At 38.0% G+C, this 20,956-nt stretch carries 9 protein-coding genes; all 9 read left to right on the forward strand.

Going from position 1 to position 20,956, the window contains the following annotated elements:
• The first annotated feature begins 14 nt into the window (after positions 1–14).
• The 9 genes from LVD15_RS14830 to galB all read left to right on the forward strand — a co-directional run bounded on the left by LVD15_RS14830 (position 15) and on the right by galB (position 20,874).
• Complete coding sequence (locus tag LVD15_RS14830; RefSeq protein WP_233776010.1) at positions 15–1,568, forward strand: IPT/TIG domain-containing protein; 1,554 nt, start codon at positions 15–17, stop codon at positions 1,566–1,568.
• 173 nt (positions 1,569–1,741) lie between these two features.
• Complete coding sequence (locus LVD15_RS14835; RefSeq protein WP_233776011.1) at positions 1,742–3,889, forward strand: CehA/McbA family metallohydrolase; 2,148 nt, start codon at positions 1,742–1,744, stop codon at positions 3,887–3,889.
• 240 nt (positions 3,890–4,129) lie between these two features.
• Positions 4,130–8,251, forward strand: a complete 4,122-nt coding sequence (locus LVD15_RS14840; RefSeq protein ID WP_233776012.1) for a hybrid sensor histidine kinase/response regulator transcription factor — start codon at positions 4,130–4,132, stop codon at positions 8,249–8,251.
• Between the two features lie 189 nt (positions 8,252–8,440).
• On the forward strand, positions 8,441–11,281 hold the full coding sequence (locus tag LVD15_RS14845) for a TIM-barrel domain-containing protein (protein WP_233776013.1): 2,841 nt from the start codon (positions 8,441–8,443) through the stop codon (positions 11,279–11,281).
• Positions 11,282–11,482: 201 nt separating this feature from the next.
• Positions 11,483–14,542: a SusC/RagA family TonB-linked outer membrane protein gene (locus tag LVD15_RS14850; protein WP_233776014.1), complete on the forward strand. Its 3,060-nt coding sequence runs from the start codon at positions 11,483–11,485 to the stop codon at positions 14,540–14,542.
• Positions 14,543–14,556: 14 nt separating this feature from the next.
• On the forward strand, positions 14,557–16,149 hold the full coding sequence (locus LVD15_RS14855) for a RagB/SusD family nutrient uptake outer membrane protein (RefSeq protein WP_233776015.1): 1,593 nt from the start codon (positions 14,557–14,559) through the stop codon (positions 16,147–16,149).
• A 15-nt stretch (positions 16,150–16,164) separates the two neighbouring features.
• Positions 16,165–17,046, forward strand: a complete 882-nt coding sequence (locus tag LVD15_RS14860) for a hypothetical protein (RefSeq protein ID WP_233776016.1) — start codon at positions 16,165–16,167, stop codon at positions 17,044–17,046.
• A 68-nt stretch (positions 17,047–17,114) separates the two neighbouring features.
• Positions 17,115–18,356, forward strand: a complete 1,242-nt coding sequence (locus LVD15_RS14865) for a glycoside hydrolase family 5 protein (protein ID WP_233776017.1) — start codon at positions 17,115–17,117, stop codon at positions 18,354–18,356.
• 97 nt (positions 18,357–18,453) lie between these two features.
• Positions 18,454–20,874: a beta-galactosidase GalB gene (gene galB / locus LVD15_RS14870; RefSeq protein WP_233776018.1), complete on the forward strand. Its 2,421-nt coding sequence runs from the start codon at positions 18,454–18,456 to the stop codon at positions 20,872–20,874.
• The last annotated feature ends 82 nt before the right edge of the window (positions 20,875–20,956 follow it).

The raw sequence follows: 20,956 nt of genomic DNA on the forward strand, positions 1-20,956 counted from the left end.
TAATACAAATGGACATGAAAAAAGTATTTAATATAAAAATAGGTCTCATATTATCATGTTTGCTATTGGTGGTGCTATTACCGTCATGTGACGATGATGATGATAATGTTGACAATGGCATAGAGCTACTCAGCTTTGGGCCATCAGGAGTGCAACACGGAGAGCAGATTCAGTTTATAGGTAATCACCTGGATAGAGTAGATACTGTAGAACTTGCTGATGATATACTGATCCCTAAAGCTGATTTTGTAAGCCAATCTAATGAAATTATAGAATTGGTTATACCTGAAGAAACCGTGGAAGGGTATGTGGTGCTTCATACTTCTGAAGGGCTGATCACTACTAAAACTATGCTTAGTTTTAATGTACCAGTAGAAGTGACTTCCTTTTCTCCGTCTGTTATAAAACCAGGCTCAAACATTACATTCAGAGGTAATTATATGAATTGGGTAGAAACCGTAGTTTTTGCCAGTAATGTAAGTGTTTCTGATTTTGAAAGCCAGAGTATGATGGAGCTTGTAGTTAAAGTTCCTGCAGAGGCGCAGACGGGGCTTATCACTCTTTATTCTGGTGGTACAGAGCCTATGGCCGTAGAAATGGAAGAAGAATTGGAGGTGGTATTACCTACCATTAGTGCGCTTTCCCCTCTTTCTATTAAGCATGCAGAGCAGCTTACTATTACTGGTACTGATCTGGATTTGGTTAGTGCTATTCGTTTTCCTAATGATTCTGTGGTGAGTGACTTCATTAGCCAATCTGAAACTTCACTAGCAGTAGAGGTGCCTGTAACTTCTACCAGTGGCGCCATAGTGTTGATAATGCCTTCTACGGTAGAGGTGAAAAGTACGGATGAAATAAGCATTATATTACCAATAACTACCAGTATAGCTCCTGAATTAGCTGAGTTGGGAGACGATGTAACCATAACAGGTACAGATCTGGATCTCATAAAAAGCATCACGTTCAAAGCTTCAGCGGTAACTATCACAGAGTTTGTAAGTCAATCGCCTACTCAAATAGTAGTTACGGTGCCAGAAGATGCTAAGAATGGCCCACTTACCTATCAGACTATCTATGATTTTGAAGTTATATCTGAGGTTAGTGCTTCATTGAATGTTTCTGAGGTATACTTCATTTTTGACGAAGCACTTAATGCTAACTGGCAACTTTTGGGTGGTTGGGGTACCGAATTGCAAGATGCAGCTAATACAGAACAGCCGAAAACAGGTAATATAGCTTATAAAGTTATATACAATAATGCCTACGGAGCTATACAATTACAACCTAACGCTAGTGATGCAGGTGTCTTCAATAATTTCAATACAATAGAATTATCAGTATATGGTATGCCTGGAACTGATGGAAATACCATGTCCCTTCAGCTGGTAGATGCTGGTGGAGCTGATAGTGAATCAACCTTTACTATACATGAAGGAGAATATAAGGTAATAGAAATTCCAATAAGTAACTATACAGGTGTAGATCTTACTAATATAAATCAGGTTTATATTAAGAATTTTGGAGTAACTAATAACGCAGTCTATGTAGATGACTTCCAATTGAAATAATTTTTTTCATTCATATTAAGTTGTTTAAGGGCGTCTCATTAGTTTGAGGCGCCTTTACTTTTATTAGTAAGTTAATATTGCGAGCAGTATATTAATTCATAGTTTATTTGCCTCTAAAGTTCAGGTAATAGTAGGAATGTATTTTCGGGTAATCAATCTAAAACCAATTACCAATGAGAAATTTTACATTTTTACTCACTTTTTCTTTCACTCTTTTTACCATCTCTATTTCACTTGCTCAGTCTGTAGGAGGGTATAATGTCTACTATGGTCATTTACATAATCATACCAGCTACTCTGATGGTACTGGCACTCCGGCTGATGCTTATACTCATGGCAGGGATGTGGCAGGCCTGGATTTCATGGGGCTTTCAGAACATGGCATCCAGTTATCGAACTCAGAATGGAACCGACTTAAAAACACGGCAGATGATTATACTGAAACAGGTCGTTTTGTAGCCTTCTGGGGTTTTGAATGGTCCAGTAGTGTACTGTATGGGCATGTAAGCGTTTTTAACACTAGTAACTATGCAAATGTGCTCAATACCTTCTCCTTTTCAGATCTGAAAAATTGGCTCGATGGAGAAGACGGAGTAGCTTTTTTTAACCATCCCGGCCGAGAAGATAACGGAGTAGAGTTCGAACATTTTGATACTACACCTCATGAAAAATTTGTAGGTATGGAACTCTGGAATAAGGGCACAGGCTTTGAAGAATATTACTATAATAACGGTTATGAGTTTGATGATGAAGGACTAAGCTATTTTGACGAAGCACTTACTCGTAACTGGAAAATTGGAGCTTCTGGCTCGCATGATCATCATGGCACATCATGGGGAGAAACCGATATGGCCATGGCAATATTGGCACCGGAGCTCAGTAGAGACGCATTGTATAGTGCACTTCAGGCAAGAAGGTTTTATTCTACAGAAGACAGATCCCTGGTACTTTCTTTTCAATTAGCTGGAGCAGAAATGGGAAGTACGTTGGTAGCCGATGCTCATCAACAACTAAGAATACAATCTTTTGATGAGGAAAATGAAAAAATCAGCACCGTGCAGTTGTATAGAAACGGCCAGCTCATGTATGAATGGAATAATAATGCTTTTACAGTAGATTTAGCAAAGGATATTACTACTTCTGAAAATGAATATTATTATGTTAAAATTACGCAGGAGGACGGTGATGAGGCAATTTCTTCACCAATCTTCATTGACGGAAATGGCGGTAATACTCCACCTCAGGTGGCTTTGGTTACGCCAGATAAAGGAGGTGTGTATAGTAAAAATGCATCAATACACCTAATAGCTGAAGCGAATGATGCTGATGGTTCAATAGCTAAAGTAGAGTTTTATGACGGAGAGCATAAATTAGGAGAAGATACCAGCAGGCCGTATGAATGGGAGTGGACAGGAGTGGCTACCGGAACTCATTTTGTTACAGCTAAAGCTATAGATAATAATGGTGTGTCAAAGGCCTCTTTATTGTCAAAAATAATAGTTACGAATCAAGAGCAAATCCAATTGACCTCTCAAATATCATCAGGATCTGATGATGCTGAAGAAGGCTGGAGTACTGTGGTCTATAATAATAGCAGTGATCTGGAGCTTGTTTATGATGACTGGTTAACCGGCAATCAGACCATTGGCCTGCGCTTTAATAATATAAGCATACCTAAAGGGTCGGAGATACTTAACGCCTATGTACAGTTTACTACTGATGAGACCTCTTCTGAATCCACTCAGGTAACTATTAAAGGAGAGAGAGGTGTAACTCCAAAGACTTTTGAAGGTGATAATCGCATATCCACTCGTGCGGTTACTTCAGCTCAGGTTTCCTGGGCAATACCTGCCTGGAATATAGTAGGAGAAGCCGGGAATAAGCAAAGAACGCCAGATTTGTCAACTGTTATTACCGAGGTAGTGGCATTAGATGGCTGGAGGGTTAATAATTCACTGGCCTTAATGATTACCGGAAAGGGAAAACGAATTGCGGAATCTTATGAAGGAGATGCTTCTGCCGCTGCTAAATTATTTATTACTTATACAAATACTCCCGCGCAGAGCTTTGTGCAGGCAGAGTTAGAGTCATCTCATATAGAGCTATATCCTAATCCTGTTATAAATAGTTTAACCATAAAATCGGCTTCACCACAGGTAGAGATTTCTATTTTTGATTATACTCAGCATCAAGTAGATTTTGAATATGAAAAAATAGAATCAGAATATTTAATTGACGCAGCTAAGTGGGAAAAAGGAATTTATATTGTTAGAGTACAAGGTGAAATGGGTATGTCAATTTTTAGGGTGGTGAAAAAATGAAATTAGTAACTTTTTGATTATCAAAGTATAAAAGGCAGGCTGTAGGTGTAATAGTCTGCCTTTTCATTTTAATAAAGGACTTAATAATTTATATTTACCATTCTAAAAGTATAATGCTAATAATATTTTTGTCTTACTAGTTGAATGCAAAGATGAAAAGAGCTTCTTCAATTCTTTTATTATTCAATTTTAGTATGAACTATTTTTGATAATTTGGCATATCATTTTTTGAGGTGGTGAATGAAAAGTATATCAACTTTATTAATATATAATGTATTACTTCTAGTCACGGCACTCAATGTTCAGGCTCAGGCTCCGCTGCCCTATCAGTTTGAATCATTAAATGCGAATGACGGTCTTACCCATGGTGAAGTCAATTGTGTCTTTAAAGACAGGAATGGCTTTATTTGGATTGGTACAGGTAATGGTCTTAATCTATATAATGGTTATTCTGTAAAAGTATTTCGAAATAACCCCAGAGATACTACCTCTCTAAGAGGAAATGACATAGAAGCTATTTTTGAAGATCCTGATGGTAAAATCTGGATAAGAACAGGGGCCGGTATTAGTATCTATGATCCGGAAATTGAAAAGTTTCATAACCTGGCTCAGGCAGACATTAATAAATATCACCTGCCTAATTCTGAAGTATTGGATATCTCTACTTTTGATAATAAGGCTTACTGGTTTGTAAATAGGAAAGGTGGCATTACCGCTTATAATACTTCAGATCAGCAAACTACTCAATTGACCTCTCCTAAAATAGCTACAAATGATGTGGCTTGTCTACGCTATTCAGCGCACGGAGATCCATGGATAATGCATACCAACGGAGTACTGCAAAAGTTAGATCATAGCAGCCATGAGATTGTTCAAACCAATAAAAACCTCTTTGCACAGTATGCTAATATGGATATCAACTATGAGTTCATAGTAGATAGCATGGGTGACTTGTGGATTTATCTATTAGGTTATGGTAAGGGCATTTATCAGTATAGCCCAACTACTGAAGACTTGGTGGCCTATAACAGAGCTTCTGAGCGTATGAAGTTAAACAATGATTTTGTAATTGACGTAGTGGAAGAATCGCCCGGAGTGATCTGGGTAGGCACTGACCATGGTGGTATTAATATTATAGACAAAAAGAATAAGGAAATCACCTATATGGAGCACCATCCGGAGGTGAATAATAGCCTGGCACATAACAGTATATACTGCTTGTACAAAGATCGTGATGGCATAATCTGGGTAGGGACTTATAAAAACGGAGTTAATTTTTATCATAAAGACATCAAACGATTCCGACATTATCAAAACCTCATTTCAGAGCCTGGGAGCTTACCTTTTGATGATGTTAACAGGTTCGTAGAAGATGAAAAAGGCAATATCTGGATCGGAACCAATGGAGGAGGCTTACTTTATTTTGACAGACATAATAATACATTTAAGCAATACAAAGCAGACCCAAACGACCCTGAAAGCATTAGTAGTAATGTAATTGTGAGTATGCTATTGGATAAGCGTAACACCTTATGGGTAGGCACTTATTTTGGTGGGCTTAATACCTATAACGGAGATAATTTTGAACGCTTCAGACATGATTCTGATAACAGTACCAGCATTTCAGATGATAATATCTGGGAGCTTATGGAAGATTCAAAAGGGAATATTTGGGTAGGCACCCTGTCTCATGGTTTAGATAGATATAATCCTGATGATAAGACTTTTGAGCATTTTGAAGTAGACACTATTAATAACCCTAATTCATTACATAGCAACTATATCTTAGCTCTAGAGGAGGATGATCAAGGGAATATTTGGATAGGAGGAGGAAATGGCATTGATATATTTAGCCCTGTAAGTAAAGATGTAAAGCATATAAAAAGTGAGCCTGAAGATTCTGTAGGCTTAGCCAGTAATACCATTTATTGTTTTCATAAAGATCAAAAAGGACATATGTGGGTGGGTACCCAAGAGGGGCTTCATGTTTATGATGAAAAACATGGCTTGTATCAACTGTTTACTACCGCAGATGGTTTACCGCATAATACAATCTTCACCATCCTGGAAGATGATGAGCAGAACCTATGGGTAAGTACACCCAATGGACTTTCGCATATTATTATAGATGAAAACGAAGTAGGCCTTAAAACACCTAAGTTTATTAACTATGATGAAAGCGATGGTTTGCAGAGTAAAGTGTTTAATGAGAATGCTGCTCTGAAAACACACGATGGAATGTTACTTTTTGGCGGCCCCAATGGTTTTAATATTTTTAATCCTGCTGACATTGATGTTAATACCGAGATTCCTGAAGTGGTTTTTACAGGTTTTCACCTTTTTAATAATAAGCTGGAGGTAGGGCAGAAGAAGAATGGTCGAGTATTGCTAAATAAAGCGCTTCCTTTTACTGATGAAATAACTCTGAAGCATTATGAAAACGTATTTTCTATAGAGTTTGCGGCATTGAGCTTTTTGCATCCGGGTAAAAATAAATACCGCTATAAATTAGAAGGGTTCGATCAACAGTGGCGAGTAACTTCATCACACCGTGTTACTTATACTAACCTGGATCCTGGTAATTATACCTTTAGAGTGCTTGCTTCTAATAATGACGGTGTTTGGAATGAAAAAGGGGCTAGCTTACACATTAAAGTGCGACCACCCTTCTGGAAAACACCTTGGGCTTATGCCGCTTATGCTATTTTAGTGTTGGCCGCTTTATATATAGGTAGAAAAATCATGCTGCAGAGAGAGCGGATTAAATTCCAGATAGAGCAGGAGCGGCGAGAAGCACGACAAATGCATGAACTTGACCTTTTAAAAATTCGCTTTTTTACTAATGTAAGTCATGAGTTTAGAACACCGCTTTCACTCATATTGGCGCCACTGGAGAAACTATTGAGTAACGGTAAGGATGATATGCAAAGTCGTCAGCTACAGATGATTCATAGAAATGCCAAAAGATTGCTTAATCTGGTGAATCAGTTGCTGGATTTCAGGAAGCTGGAGGTGGACACCATAGACTTACATCCTTCTGAGGGTAACATCATTAGGTTTATCGAAGAATCAGTCAATTCCTTCTCTGATCTCTCTGAAAATAAGAATGTAGAACTCACATTTGACAGTACTACCAGTGATTTCTTTGCCTCGTTTGATATGGACAAGCTGGAGAAAGTGTTGTTTAACCTACTTTCTAATGCATTTAAGTTTACACCAGAAAAAGGTAAGGTGCATGTGGAGGTAAGTTCATTTGATAGTGACGGAGGCATGGAAGAGCTTAAAGTCTTACAAATCCGCGTTACAGATACCGGTATTGGTATAAGTAAGGAGCAGCAAAATAAAATTTTTACTCGTTTTTTCAGAAGCGATACACCTGGCAGTGTACTTAATCAGGGTAGCGGCATAGGTTTGGCCATTACTAAGGAATTTGTGAAGATACATGGGGGCACCATTAATGTGGAAAGTGAACTTGGCAAAGGCACTGTATTTACCGTGCGTATACCTGTAAAAGTGGTGAAACCAACAGAGCAAGTAGAAAAGCAGGTAGAAAAGGCCAATATTAGTGATGTGATTCACGGTAAGGCATCACACAATCAGGATACCCCTCTAGTGTTATTGGTAGAAGATAATGAAGATTTCCGTTTTTATTTGAAAGATAACCTGGGCGTTCACTTTAAAATAATAGAAGCTCAGAATGGGAAAGAAGGCTGGCAGCGTGCCTTGTCTGCCTTGCCAGATTTAATAGTGAGCGATCTCTCTATGCCTGAAATGAATGGCATGGAATTATGTGAAAAAGTGAAGGCTGATACCAGAACCTCACATATACCTTTTGTATTGCTTACGGCACATAGTAATAATGATAAAAAGCTAAAAGGACTTAATGTAGGTGCGGATGATTATATTACTAAGCCATTTAACTTTGAAATTTTACTTTCAAGAATAAAAAATCTGATACAGCAGCGCCAGGCTATGCAGGAAGCTTACACTAAAAAAATAAGTGTAGAGACCAGCGAGATTGATATTGTTTCTTTAGATGATAAACTTATACAGGAAGCCATAAAAGTAGTAGAAGAAAACATATCTAACCCTGATCTCTCTGTAGAGATGCTAAGTCGTGAGCTGGGTATGAGTCGTACGCACCTGTATAAGAAGATGGTGTCTCTCACCGGCAAAACTCCTGTAGAATTCATAAGAAAAATAAGACTGCAGCGTGCTGCTCAGTTCTTAAGAAAGAGCCAGCTTACCGTGGCAGAAGTTGCTTATCAGGTAGGCTTTAATAACAGAAAGTATTTCACCAAATACTTTAAAATGGAATACGACGTATTGCCATCCACTTATGCAGAGCAGCATAACAAATAACATGGGTAGGTATTTCTCACAAGGAGGGTAAAACACACATTATACCCCTTTAAAAGCTCTGTTAACGATTTAAACCTACATTTGAAACATTTGATACCCCCTTTAATACACTATTCTTTCTACATTGGCTACTGCAATCGATTGATGATTGCAGGTAATAGCGATACCCAAATTATGAATAAACGATCAATGAAATTAGTAAAGTCTAGCGTATTAGCCTTTCTGTTATGCTTCCACTTGGTGTCTTGCACCTCAGTGGATTCTGAAGAAAAGAATTACGAAAAACTATCGGATGGCATTGTGTTAAAACTTTCTCCTGCTAAAGAAGGAGATACCCAATGTCTTAAAGTAAAAGTGATATCTGATGAAATAATTCAGGTAGCCTCTACTCCTGAAAAGGAAATGCCCGAAGAGAAGAGTCTTATTATAGTAAATAAAGAGACCTCTAAAGACTGGGAGCTGGTAGAAGAAGGTGATAATTTAACCATCACTACTAGTAAGCTCAAAGTAAAAATAGCTACACAAACTGGTGAAGTTGCTTTCTTTGATAAAGACGGTAATGAAATTGTAAGTGAAGTAAGCGGTGTAAACTCTGAAGAAGGAGATTATAAATTTGTTAAATACTTCACTACTGATGACAGCGAAGCATTATATGGCTTAGGTCAACATCAGGAGGGAGTTATGAATTATAAAGGATATCAGGTAGATCTTACGCAGTACAACTCTACAGCAGTGGTACCTTTTGTGGTTTCTAGTAAAGAGTACGGTGTACTTTGGGATAACTACTCTATCACTAAGTTTGGAGATGTAAGGCCTTATAAAGAAATATCAGATTTAACCTTATACAATAAAGATGGAGAAAAGGGCAACCTTACTGCCACTTATGGCTTTCTTGATGACAGTAAAGAACCTGCTGTAGTTAGAAACGAAAACAAGATAGCTTACGAATTTCTTGAAAGCATGGAGCCGCTTCCTGACAACTACGATATGTCAACTGCTAAAATCGTTTGGGAAGGAGCTATCGAAAGTGATAAAACTGGTAAGCATACATTTTTAATGCCTGGAGCAGGATATATTAAAGTATGGATTAACGGAGAGTTATTATTAGATAAATGGCGCGAAGCCTGGAATCCTGGTCCTGCTTTATTCACTTATTCATTACAAGCAGGTCAGAAACAATCTGTAAAAATAGAGTGGATTCCTGATGGCGGCGTGTCATACTTAGCGTTAAAATATATGCCTCCAATTGAAGAGCAAATGAAAGATAAATTTGCCTTTGCATCTGAAGGAGGTGACATAGCCAGCTATTATTTCGTTCATGGAGATAATCTGGATGATGTAATAAGCGGTTACAGAAAATTAACAGGTTCTGCTCAGGTAATGCCTAAATGGGCGCTTGGATTCTGGCAAAGTAGAGAACGCTACAAAACACAAGAAGAAGTGTTAAATGCCGTGAAAGAATTCAGAAAAAGAAATATTCCTCTTGATAACATTGTGCTAGACTGGTCATACTGGGAAGAAGATCAGTGGGGAAGTCAGCAGTTCGATGCTACGCGTTTCCCTGATCCTGATGGAATGATCAAAGAAATCCATGATAAGTATAATGCTCACTTCATGATCTCTGTGTGGCCTAAATTTTATGAAGGTATTGATAACTACAAGTTTTTAGATGAAAAAGGCCTTTTATATAAAAAGAGTATTGATGACAGTGTGAAAGATTGGATTGGTCAGGGCTACGTATCTACTTTCTATGATGCCTATAACCCAGAAGGAAGAAAAGCATTTTGGGAGCTCCTAAGCAAAAACCTTTTCTCTAAAGGAGTAGATGCCTGGTGGCTTGATGCTACCGAGCCAGATATTCTTTCTAACGCTACTATTGAGTACAGAAAAGAATTAATGAATCCTACTCACCTGGGATCTGCCACAGATTACTTCAATGCTTATTCATTAATGAATGCCAAAGGTATTTATGAAGGGCAAAGAGAAGAAGCTCCTAATCAAAGAGTATTTATATTAACACGTTCTGCTTTTGCTGGTCTTCAGCATTATGGAGCAGCTACCTGGAGTGGCGATATAGCTTCTACTTTCGGAGAAATGGAAAGACAAATACCTGGAGGATTAAACTTCGGCCTTTCTGGCTTACCTTATTGGACTACTGACATTGGAGGTTTCTTTGTAGAAAACAAATATGACAGACCTGCTCCTCAAGGTGAAGCACTTAATGAGTGGAGAGAGCTTAATGCCAGATGGTATCAGTTCGGCACATTTACTCCGCTGTATAGAGCTCATGGTCAGTTTCCTTACAGAGAGGTATATAACATAGCACCAGAAAGTCATCCTGCATATAAATCTATTGTTTATTACAATAAGCTGAGATACAGACTTATGCCTTACATCTACTCATTAGCCGGTAAAGTTCACTTTGATGACTACACCATTATGAGAGCTTTAGTAATGGACTTTAATGATGATAAAGAAGTATATGACATCGCTAACCAGTTTATGTTTGGGCCAAGCTTGCTAATCAACCCTGTAACAGAATACAAGGCTACTTCCAGAGAGTTATACCTACCTAAGTCAAACGGATGGTATGACCTGTACAGTGGTAAATTCTATGAAGGAGGACAGACTATGGAAGCTGATGCTCCTTATGAGAGAATGCCGATTTTCGTAAAAGCAGGAGCCATTCTTCCTTTCGGACCAGAGATAGAATATACTACCGAAAAACCTGCAGACCCTATTACACTTTATGTGTACAAAGGCGCTAATGGCAGCTTTGAGCTTTATGAAGACGAAAATATTAACTATAACTACGAACAAGGGAAATTTAGTAAAATACCATTTACCTATGATGACGCTACTAATACCCTTACAATAGGCGCGCGCAACGGATCATTTGACGGAATGCTGCAAGAGAGAACATTCCAAATCATCGCTATTGATAAGTCAAATGCTCAAGAACTCAATTTTGATCAAGAACCTCAGCAAACTATCAAATATACAGGTGCAGAGGTGAAGGTCGAACTTTGATTAAACACAAATTGAATACACCTAAAAAGGTGAGTTTTAAATTAAAAAACCCTAAAAATTAAACTAACGATTTGTAAAACGAAAAATGCCCGGATGAATACAAGCATCCGGGTCTTTCAAGAACCTTTTTTTAAGCTAACAGCTGCAAACGTTTGTGAATCAAAAATGTTTAAGGCATCTAACAACTTAACTTAAAACACAATGAAAAAAATACTACTTATGTTATTGTCATTTTGCTTTTATGAAATGGCATACGCCCAGCACCCAGTGCAGGGAACAGTTACAGCGGGAGGCGAAAGTGTACCTGGTGTAAGTGTTATGGTGGAGGGTACTACCTCAGGTACCACCACTGATATCGAAGGTAATTATTCACTTGATGTAGCTACAGGAAATGAAACACTTGTGTTTTCATTTATTGGTTATGCTACTCAGGTAGTCCCTCTTAATGGAAGAACCAAGTTAGACATCAATTTAGAAGAAGACGTAACTGAGCTTCAAGAAGTGGTGGTTATTGGTTATGGTACTCAGAAAAAAAATCTTGTTACAGGAGCTACTGTAAAAGTTTCAGGAGATGACCTTGAAAAATTAAGTAATACTAATGCCTTACAATCTATGCAAGGTCAAAGTCCCGGTATAAGCATTACCTCTCAGTCTGGTCAGCCAGGATCTGATTTTAATGTAAATATTCGTGGTGTAGGTACTACTGGTGATGCTAGCCCGCTTTATATTGTTGATGGCATGCCGGTAGATAATATTAACTACTTAAATAATGCTGACATTGCTTCAATAGATGTGCTAAAAGATGCCGCTTCTGCCGCTATTTACGGTTCCAGGGCTGCTAATGGGGTAGTGCAGATTACTACTAAACAAGGTAAAGCAGGTGGTGCTAAACTAAGCTTTGATGCTTACTACGGTGTACAATCTATAGGTCACAAACTAGAGCTTTTAGATGCACGTGAATATGCCACTATGATGAATGAGCAAGCCATTAATTCAGGCAATTCACCATATTTTACCAATCAGGAAATAGCCCAATTAGGAGAAGGTACTGATTGGTTAGATCAGGTTATAGTAGATAATGCTAAAATGCAAAATTATAACTTAGGATTAACTGGCGGAAATGAAAATTCTGTTTACTCCTCATCACTATCTTATACCCAGCAAGAGGGGGTTTTAGGAGGAAAGGATCTTTCTAACTATGAGAGGTACGTTTTTAGAATGAATTCAGAACACCATCTGTATGATGACATCATTACATTAGGTGAAAATATCACCTATTCTTATGTAAATCAAAATGGTATTCAGGATGATGGTTTGTATAATAACAGTTTTAGATCTGCCTTTAATACTCACCCATTAATGCCAGTATTCAATCCTGATGGAACACTATATAGCAATGCTCAAGGAGAGTTTATAGATGCCGGTGGCTTATCAAACCCTTACGCTGAAATGATATATTTCAATCAGAATGAAAGCAACAATCAAAGAATGGTTGGAAACATCTATTTAGAAGCTGAGCCTATTGAAGGTTTAACCTTTAAAACCAGGTTAGGAGTAACTAATTATACCTCAGCTTATCATAGTTATACACCAGCTTATGAGTTGTCAATAAGTACAAGACAAGACACTAGTAGTGTGTCTCAAAGCTCAGATAGACAGCTTAGCTGGAACTGGGAAAACACTTTGAAGTATCACTTCATGGCCGGGCTTAATGATTTTGAAGTATTATTAGGAACTACATGGCAGAAATGGGATTACTCATCAGTAAGAGCGGTAAATGCTAATTCAGTATTTGACGATTTGGAACATGCTTATATAAATAATACTACTTACACTAATGGAATAAGAATGCAAGTGGGAGGTGAAGCCTGGGAGGAAACACTTCAATCCTTCTTTGGTCGTGTTTTATATAATTATGACGAAAAGTACTTATTAAATGCCACTTTTAGGTATGATGGAAGTTCAAAATTTGCTGATGGAAATAGGTGGGGATTCTTCCCTTCTTTTTCAGCTGGATGGGTAGCTTCATATGAGGATTTTTTCAAAAACCTAAACCTGCCTGTTAATTTCTTGAAATTACGAGCAAGTTGGGGGCAGAATGGAAATAACAGGTTGCAAAGGTTTGCTTTTGCTTCTCCAATAAAAATTGCATATTATTCATTAGGAACATCGGAGCCGGGATTAGTTACAGGAGCCATTCCTTATAGGTTGGCTAATCCAGATTTGATTTGGGAAACATCAGAACAGATTGATATAGGTCTAGATGCAGAGTTTTTAGATAGAAGATTATCTGCTTCGGTAGATTGGTACAGGAAGAGCACCAAGGATTGGTTAGTAAAACCGAATATAGTGGCTACTGCAGGATCAGAAGAAGAACCATTTATTAATGGGGGGCTAGTAGTCAACAAGGGATTGGAGTTAGCTTTATCGTGGTCAGATCAGAAAGGGGATTTTAATTACACGATCAGTGCAAATGGAGCATATAATCAAAACGAGGTGAAGGAGATTCCAAGAGCTGATGGTTTTATTGATGGTGGTGAAAATGAATTATGGAATAACGCACCTAGATTCTATAGGGCCCAAGAGGGTTTTCCTATAGGTTATTTTTGGGGGTATGAAACCAATGGTGTGTTTCAAAATGAAGAACAAATTCAAAACTATAGAAACAGTGAAGGTCAGCTAATTCAACCAGATGCTGAGCCTGGAGATTTAATATATAAAGATCGTACTGGTGACGGAAGAATTACGAGTGATGATAAAACAGAAATAGGAAATCCTAACCCTGATTTAGTATATGGTTTTAACATAACATTAGGATATAAGGGGTTTGATTTTTCTATCAATGCTAATGGTGTGGCAGGAAATCAATTAGTGCAATCATACAGAAACTCTACCGGACAGTACTCTAATTATTCTAAAGAAATACTAGACAGATGGCATGGTGAAGGTACTTCTAATGAATTACCTCGTATTACTGAAAATGGTAAGAACTACACTCAATTTTCTGATATATATATTAAGGATGGAGATTTCTTAAGGATAAATAATATCACATTAGGATATGACTTTTCTAATATAATTAAACTACAAGCCATTAGTCAGTTAAGGTTTTATCTGACAGCTCAGAACCTATTCACATTCACCAAATATTCAGGTATGGACCCTGAAGTGGGATATGGCTCTGAGTTTACAAGCGGTGTGGATATTGGTTATTACCCAAGACCAAGAGTACTTATGGCTGGTGTAAATGTTAAATTTTAAGATTAGACATTATTATGAAATCATATATTAAAATCATATTAATTACAGCGGTGCTTGGTACCTTATCCGCTTGTAATGACTTTTTGGAGACAGAACCCTTGGATGAAAGGATAGAAAAAAACTTTTATCAAAACACTGATGATGCTTATGAAGCTATGATTGGATGTTATGACGGACTTCAGAAAGTATGGGCTACTTTTCCAGGTTTTCCATTAGCAACTTCTATTCTTTCAGATAACTGCTATGGAGGTACAGGTAATGCTGATGGATTTGCGTATCAAATGTTAGATGAGTTTGATCCAAATGTAGCACCTTCTGAAGGGAATTTCTTTCAACCTAACTGGAAAGCTTATTATAGTGCAATATATTACTGTAATAAGTTTTTAACTAAAATGGATGATATTGATTGGGGAACTGATGAAGAATTAAGAAACCAATATGAATCAGAGGCCAGATTCATTAGAGCCTTTTGTTATTTTGATTTAGTCAGACTTTTTGGGCATATTCCATTATTAGAAGTTCCTACAGCAGAGATTGTTCCAATGGCTGATCCTGAGGATGTTTATGCACTTATTGGCTCGGATTTAGAGTTTGCGGCTAATAATTTGCCAGCTGATGCCTGGGATCCTACAGAGGATGGTAGAGTTACTAAATGGGCTGCGGAGTCTTTGATGGGCAGAGTATTCCTTTATTACACAGGGTATTATAATCAAAGTGCTTTACCTACCCAGGAAGGTAGCATTTCTCAATCTGATGCATTGGCCTATCTTGAAGATGTAATAAACAACAGTGGACACGGACTTCTTGAAGATTACAGTACATTATGGCCTGCTGCTTCAGAAGAAGATTACGCAGGGGAAGGGAATAAAGAAACCGTTTTTGCTATTAAATATACTTATACTAGTAGTTATACACCCTCTAATACAGATGGTAATCACTGGTTAGTAATGTATGGTATGAGATCTTTTGATCATCATCCTTACGGACAAGGTTGGGGTGGAGCCACAGTAACTCCAGATCTGTATAATGCTTTTCCTGATGGCGATTCAAGAAGGTTTGCTTCAATAACCTCAGTGGCCGGTGAAAACTTACCATATGATTTTTCTGGTCAAAGAGAGTATACAGGCTATTTTGTGAAAAAATATACACCAATGACTAATGAAGATAATGTTAGTACAGCGGAAGCTTTAGGAGGTGTTAATTTCCAAATAGGCCAATACCAGGACTTTGTTTCTATAAGATTTGCCGATGTTTTACTAATGGCGGCAGAACTAGGAAGCGGTAATGCTCAGGAGTACTTCAACATGGTGAGAGAAAGAGCATTAGGAGATGAGTATACGGAAATACCTCTTAATCATGAAAACCTGATGGAAGAAAGAAGGTTGGAGTTAGCTTTTGAAGGAATAAGATACTGGGATCTGCTAAGACAAGGAATGGATGTAGCAGCAGCAGCACTTAACACTAATAATGCGCCAGTTTTAAATGGAGGAGCTGAAGCTACTAAGAATATTACATTCAACGAAGCATCCAGAGGATTACAGCAAATTCCTATAAATGAGATTTTGATCTCAAATGGACTATTACAGCAAAATACAGGTTGGGAATAATTAAAAATGAAGACAATGAAAAATTTAAAGATATTACTTCTGTGCCTGGTTATTTTACCAGCATTGTTGAGTGCTTGTCGTGATGATATGCCGGAATTAGGTAGTCCAATAGATAAAAGTTCTTTAAGCTATTCTATTGAGCCAAACCCTAATGAACCTAATATGATTATTTTAGAGAGTTTAACTCCTAATGTAATCCCTTATTGGTATACCCCAGATGGACTTTCTACTAGAGTTAAGGATACTGTAAGAATTCCGTTTCCTGGAAATTATAAGTTTTTGTATGCAACTCAAGGGGAAGGTGGTTTTGTGGCTGATGACAGTTTAACTCTTAATATTACAACTACTAACCTGAGTTATTTGAGTGATCCTCTATGGACTTACTTGTCAGGAGGAGTAGGTGAAGAAAAATCATGGGTGTTAGATACTGATGGCGTTTATTTTGATGGTCCAATTACTTTTTTCGGATCTGAAAATGGATGGCTTGAAGGAGGAGAAGACGGTTGTTATGGTGATGACTGTTGGTCATGGCCTCCTAGCGCAGAACAAGCTGTAAATGATGACATTGTTGCGGCAGGTGACCATGGGGTAATGACTTTTTCCTTAAAAAATAATAGTGCAACTTTTACGGCTACTAAACCACAGGAAGGAGATATTACTGAAACTTCTAGTTTTAGAATAAATGTGAATGCAAAAACATTAAGTATTCCTAGTGCTTCTATATTAAGAAGTTATAAACCTTCTAAAGATGGCATTAGAGGAGTTAGTAACTGGAATAATTATGCAATATTTTCACTTACTCCTGATGAATTAAGGTTAGGAGTTCTTAGAGATCAGGATGTTGATGGTGAAGGTATAGCTTATCTGGTTTACAACTTTATCCCTAAAGAAGATTAAAAAAGATATCCTGTACATCTGTCAATTTGGTGGGTGTACAGGATTGATTTTCAAAATCCGTTTTCCTTATGAACATAAAAACTACTACTACTTTATTTCTATTGCTTTGCTCTTTATCATTCGTTTGCTGTTCTAGTGATGATGATGCGGAGGAAGAGCAAAATACCCCTGACATTGTTGAAGATACCACTTCTACCTCATACAGCATTCCTCCTGATAACACAGGTATGCGTAACCTCACATCAGTAGAGTTTACTGATCTTATGGGTATCGGATGGAACGTGGGCAACTCCTTAGAAGCTATTTATTTAAACGGAGATCAGCTCAGCGGAAATGAAACTTCCTGGGGAAATCCTGTTATCAACAGGCAGCTGATAGATTCAGTGAAAGCTGCTGGTTTTACTACGGTAAGAATACCTGTGTCATGGTCACATATGTTGGCCGATGAAAATACTTTTGAAATTAAAGAATCCTGGTTACAAAGGGTTGAAGAGGTGGCGCAATATGTATTGGATAATGATATGTATGCCATTATAAATGTACACTGGGATGGAGGCTGGATGAATAAGCCTTTCAATGAAAATAAAGAAGAAATTAATGATAAACTAGCTGTGTTTTGGGAGCAAATAGCGGTTTATTTCAGAGACTATGATGATCATCTGCTCTTTGCTGGTACTAATGAAGTGCACATTCAGGATAATTATGACCCACCAACAGCTGAAAATGCTGAAGTGCAGAATTCATTTAATCAGACTTTCGTGACCACGGTTCGTGCTACTGGAGGCCGAAACGTTTATCGCCAGCTGATAGTGCAGTCTTATAACACTAACATAAATCACGCAGCGGATCATATGACCCTCCCAGAAGATGAAACAGCTGACCGACTGATGGTAGAAGTGCATTTTTATGATCCCTATGAATTTGCCCTTGAAGAAAATGGAAGCACAACCTTATGGGGATCAAGCCATAATGGTGAAGCAGGTCATGCAGACTGGGGAGATGAAGCTTGGGTTGATCAGCAATTTGAGAAAATGAAAACCAATTTCGTAGACAAAGGCTACGGAGTCATTTTAGGAGAATTTGGTTCTCTTCTTAAAACCGAGCCTGTGAACAGTACTTATGCTGAGCATGTGGCTTCAAGAAATTACTATTTAAATTACGTAACCAGCACTGCGCTGGAAAATGATATGGTGCCTGTTTATTGGGATAACGGGCACACAGGAAATTTAGGTTTTGGACTTTTTGATAGGTCCAACGGACATCAGGAACATGCTGAGGCTATAGAAGCCATCATTTCAGCAGGAAACTGATTAAAGATTATAGTTTAATCATATAAGGGTTGAATGTCCGGGTTAATGCTATCCGGGCATTCATATTTTTTTAATCTGATAACTAAATATTAATAAATTGGCTCATTCGTTCCACAAACTCCTTTTTTTATGCTTACTTCTGCTAAGCTTTAGTTGTAAGCAAGAAAGAACTTCTAATCGATCAGTAATAGACTTTGATCAGAACTGGCGATTTTCATTGGCTGACAGTACATTAGATGCCAGCAAACCAAACTTCACAGATTCTACCTGGCGCCAGTTAGACCTTCCTCATGATTGGAGTATTGAAGGCAAATTTGATAAGGAAAATCCTGCCGGAGTCGGCGGAGGAGCCCTTCCCGGAGGCATCGGCTGGTATAGAAAGACTTTTCAGTTAGATAAAGCGGATTCTGCTAAGCTAGTGTTTATTGATTTCGATGGAATATACTCTAATGGAGAAGTATGGATCAATGGTGAATATTTAGGAAAAAGGCCGAATGGCTATATCTCATACAGGTATGAACTTACTCCTCACCTGCATTATGGAGACCAGGAAAACGTAATTGCTGTAAAGGTAAATAATGATCAGCAACCTAATTCGAGATGGTACTCCGGCTCTGGTATTTATAGAAATGTATGGTTGGTAAAAACTAACAAAACTTTCGTAGAGCAGTATGGTACTCAGGTAATTACTCCTCAGGTATCATCAGACTCAGCATTGGTAGCTCTCAATATCAGTATAGAAAACAGGTCTTCCGCTCAGAAAGTAAATATCATCAATAATATAGTTTCCGAAGATGGGCAAACCGTAGCTTCAGGAACTTTAGAAAAGGACTTAAAGGCTGGTGATAATCAGCTGAGTACTGAAATTTCAGTAAAACAACCTCATTTATGGTCTGTAGATGATCCATTTATGTATAAAGTAGTCACTACTATAGAGCATGAAGGTAAAATCATAGACGAATATTCAACTCCGCTAGGTATCAGATATTTTAATTTTTATGCGAAAAAAGGATTTACGCTCAATGGTCAGCCTCTAAAAATAAGAGGAGTTTGTAACCATCATGACTTGGGCGCTCTCGGAGCCGCTGTAAATGTAAGGGCGATGGAGAGACAGCTGGAAATCATGAAGGGAATGGGAGTTAATGGAATTCGTACTGCGCATAACCCGCCAGCTCCAGAATTACTTCAGCTATGTGATAGCATGGGCTTTATAGTAATGGATGAAGCCTTTGATATGTGGGCTAAGAAAAAATCAGAATATGACTATGCTTCTGTTTGGGATGAGTGGCACAAGCAAGACCTTGAAGATTTAATAAAAAGAGATAGAAACCACCCCAGTATATTTATTTGGAGCATTGGTAATGAAATATTAGAACAGTTTGACAGCACAGGTACAACCATAGCCAAAGAGCTGGCCGATATAGTTAAATCTTTAGACGAAACGCGCCCTATTACCTCAGCGCTTAATGATCCGCAGCCTAAAAATAATATCTACCTTTCAGGAGCATTAGATCTTGTAGGCTTCAATTATCATCATCAGGATTACGAGCCTTTCCCAGAGAACTTCCCGGGAGAGAAGTTTATAGCTACAGAAACTACTTCAGCTTTAGCTACCAGAGGTCATTATGATATGCCTTCAGATAGTATTAGAAGATGGCCCATTCGTTGGGATTTGGAGTTTACCGAAGGTAATGCTGATAATACTGTTTCGGCTTATGATAATGTAAGCGCACCTTGGGGGTCTACTCATGAAGAAACACTAAAAATCATTGAAAAGCATGATTATCTGTCCGGTATGTATATCTGGACGGGCTTTGATTACATAGGAGAGCCAACTCCATATACCTGGCCATCACGCAGCTCATACTTTGGCGTGGTAGATCTGGCCGGTTTCCCTAAAGACACATATTATCTGTACAAAAGTGAATGGACTGAAGATTCTGTTTTGCATGTATTCCCTCACTGGAATTGGGAAGAAGGTAAAACTGTAGATGTTTGGGCCTATTATAATCATGCTGATGAAGCAGAGCTATTCTTAAATGGAGAGAGTAAAGGAATAAAGAGAAAAGAAGGAGATGGTATGCATGTGATGTGGAGGCTGAGCTATGAACCAGGAGTGGTTAAAGTAGTTACCAGAAAAGATAATGAAGTGGTAATGACCAAAGAAGTACACACCGCAGGTAAGGCAGCAAAGATAAAGTTAGAAGTAGATAGAGCAGATATTAATGCTGATGGTAAAGACCTGGCTTTTGTAACCGTAACTATATTAGATAAAGACGGAAATGTAGTGCCAGATGCTGATAATCAGGTGAATTTTTCATTGGAAGGAAAGGGTAAGATAGTAGGGGTTGATAATGGAGATCCTACCAGCATGGAGTCATTTAAAGCAGAGCAAAGAAAGGCTTTTCATGGATTGGCCCTGGCAATAATACAATCTAGCTCGGAGTCTGGGAGTATTAAGCTCACTGCTTCAGCTGATGGCTTAGAAGGCAGCAGCCTTAACATAACTACTAAATAGATTAAGGAGGTTGTATTAAATGTTGCTTTTTTTCAGATGAAAATTGAGAAAACCTCCTTTTATAAGTAAAGGAGTATCTGGT

This window comes from Fulvivirga maritima (genome assembly GCF_021389955.1).
GTDB classification, from domain to species: domain Bacteria; phylum Bacteroidota; class Bacteroidia; order Cytophagales; family Cyclobacteriaceae; genus Fulvivirga; species Fulvivirga maritima.

Excerpts from the sequence above, each read along its gene's own strand:
- LVD15_RS14830 (WP_233776010.1), top strand. The coding sequence starts at position 15 with ATGAAAAAAGTATTTAATATAAAAATAGGTCTCATATTATCATGTTTG.
- LVD15_RS14835 (WP_233776011.1), top strand. The coding sequence starts at position 1,742 with ATGAGAAATTTTACATTTTTACTCACTTTTTCTTTCACTCTTTTTACC.
- LVD15_RS14840 (WP_233776012.1), top strand. The coding sequence starts at position 4,130 with ATGAAAAGTATATCAACTTTATTAATATATAATGTATTACTTCTAGTC.
- LVD15_RS14845 (WP_233776013.1), top strand. The coding sequence starts at position 8,441 with ATGAAATTAGTAAAGTCTAGCGTATTAGCCTTTCTGTTATGCTTCCAC.
- LVD15_RS14850 (WP_233776014.1), top strand. The coding sequence starts at position 11,483 with ATGAAAAAAATACTACTTATGTTATTGTCATTTTGCTTTTATGAAATG.
- LVD15_RS14855 (WP_233776015.1), top strand. The coding sequence starts at position 14,557 with ATGAAATCATATATTAAAATCATATTAATTACAGCGGTGCTTGGTACC.
- LVD15_RS14860 (WP_233776016.1), top strand. The coding sequence starts at position 16,165 with ATGAAAAATTTAAAGATATTACTTCTGTGCCTGGTTATTTTACCAGCA.
- LVD15_RS14865 (WP_233776017.1), top strand. The coding sequence starts at position 17,115 with ATGAACATAAAAACTACTACTACTTTATTTCTATTGCTTTGCTCTTTA.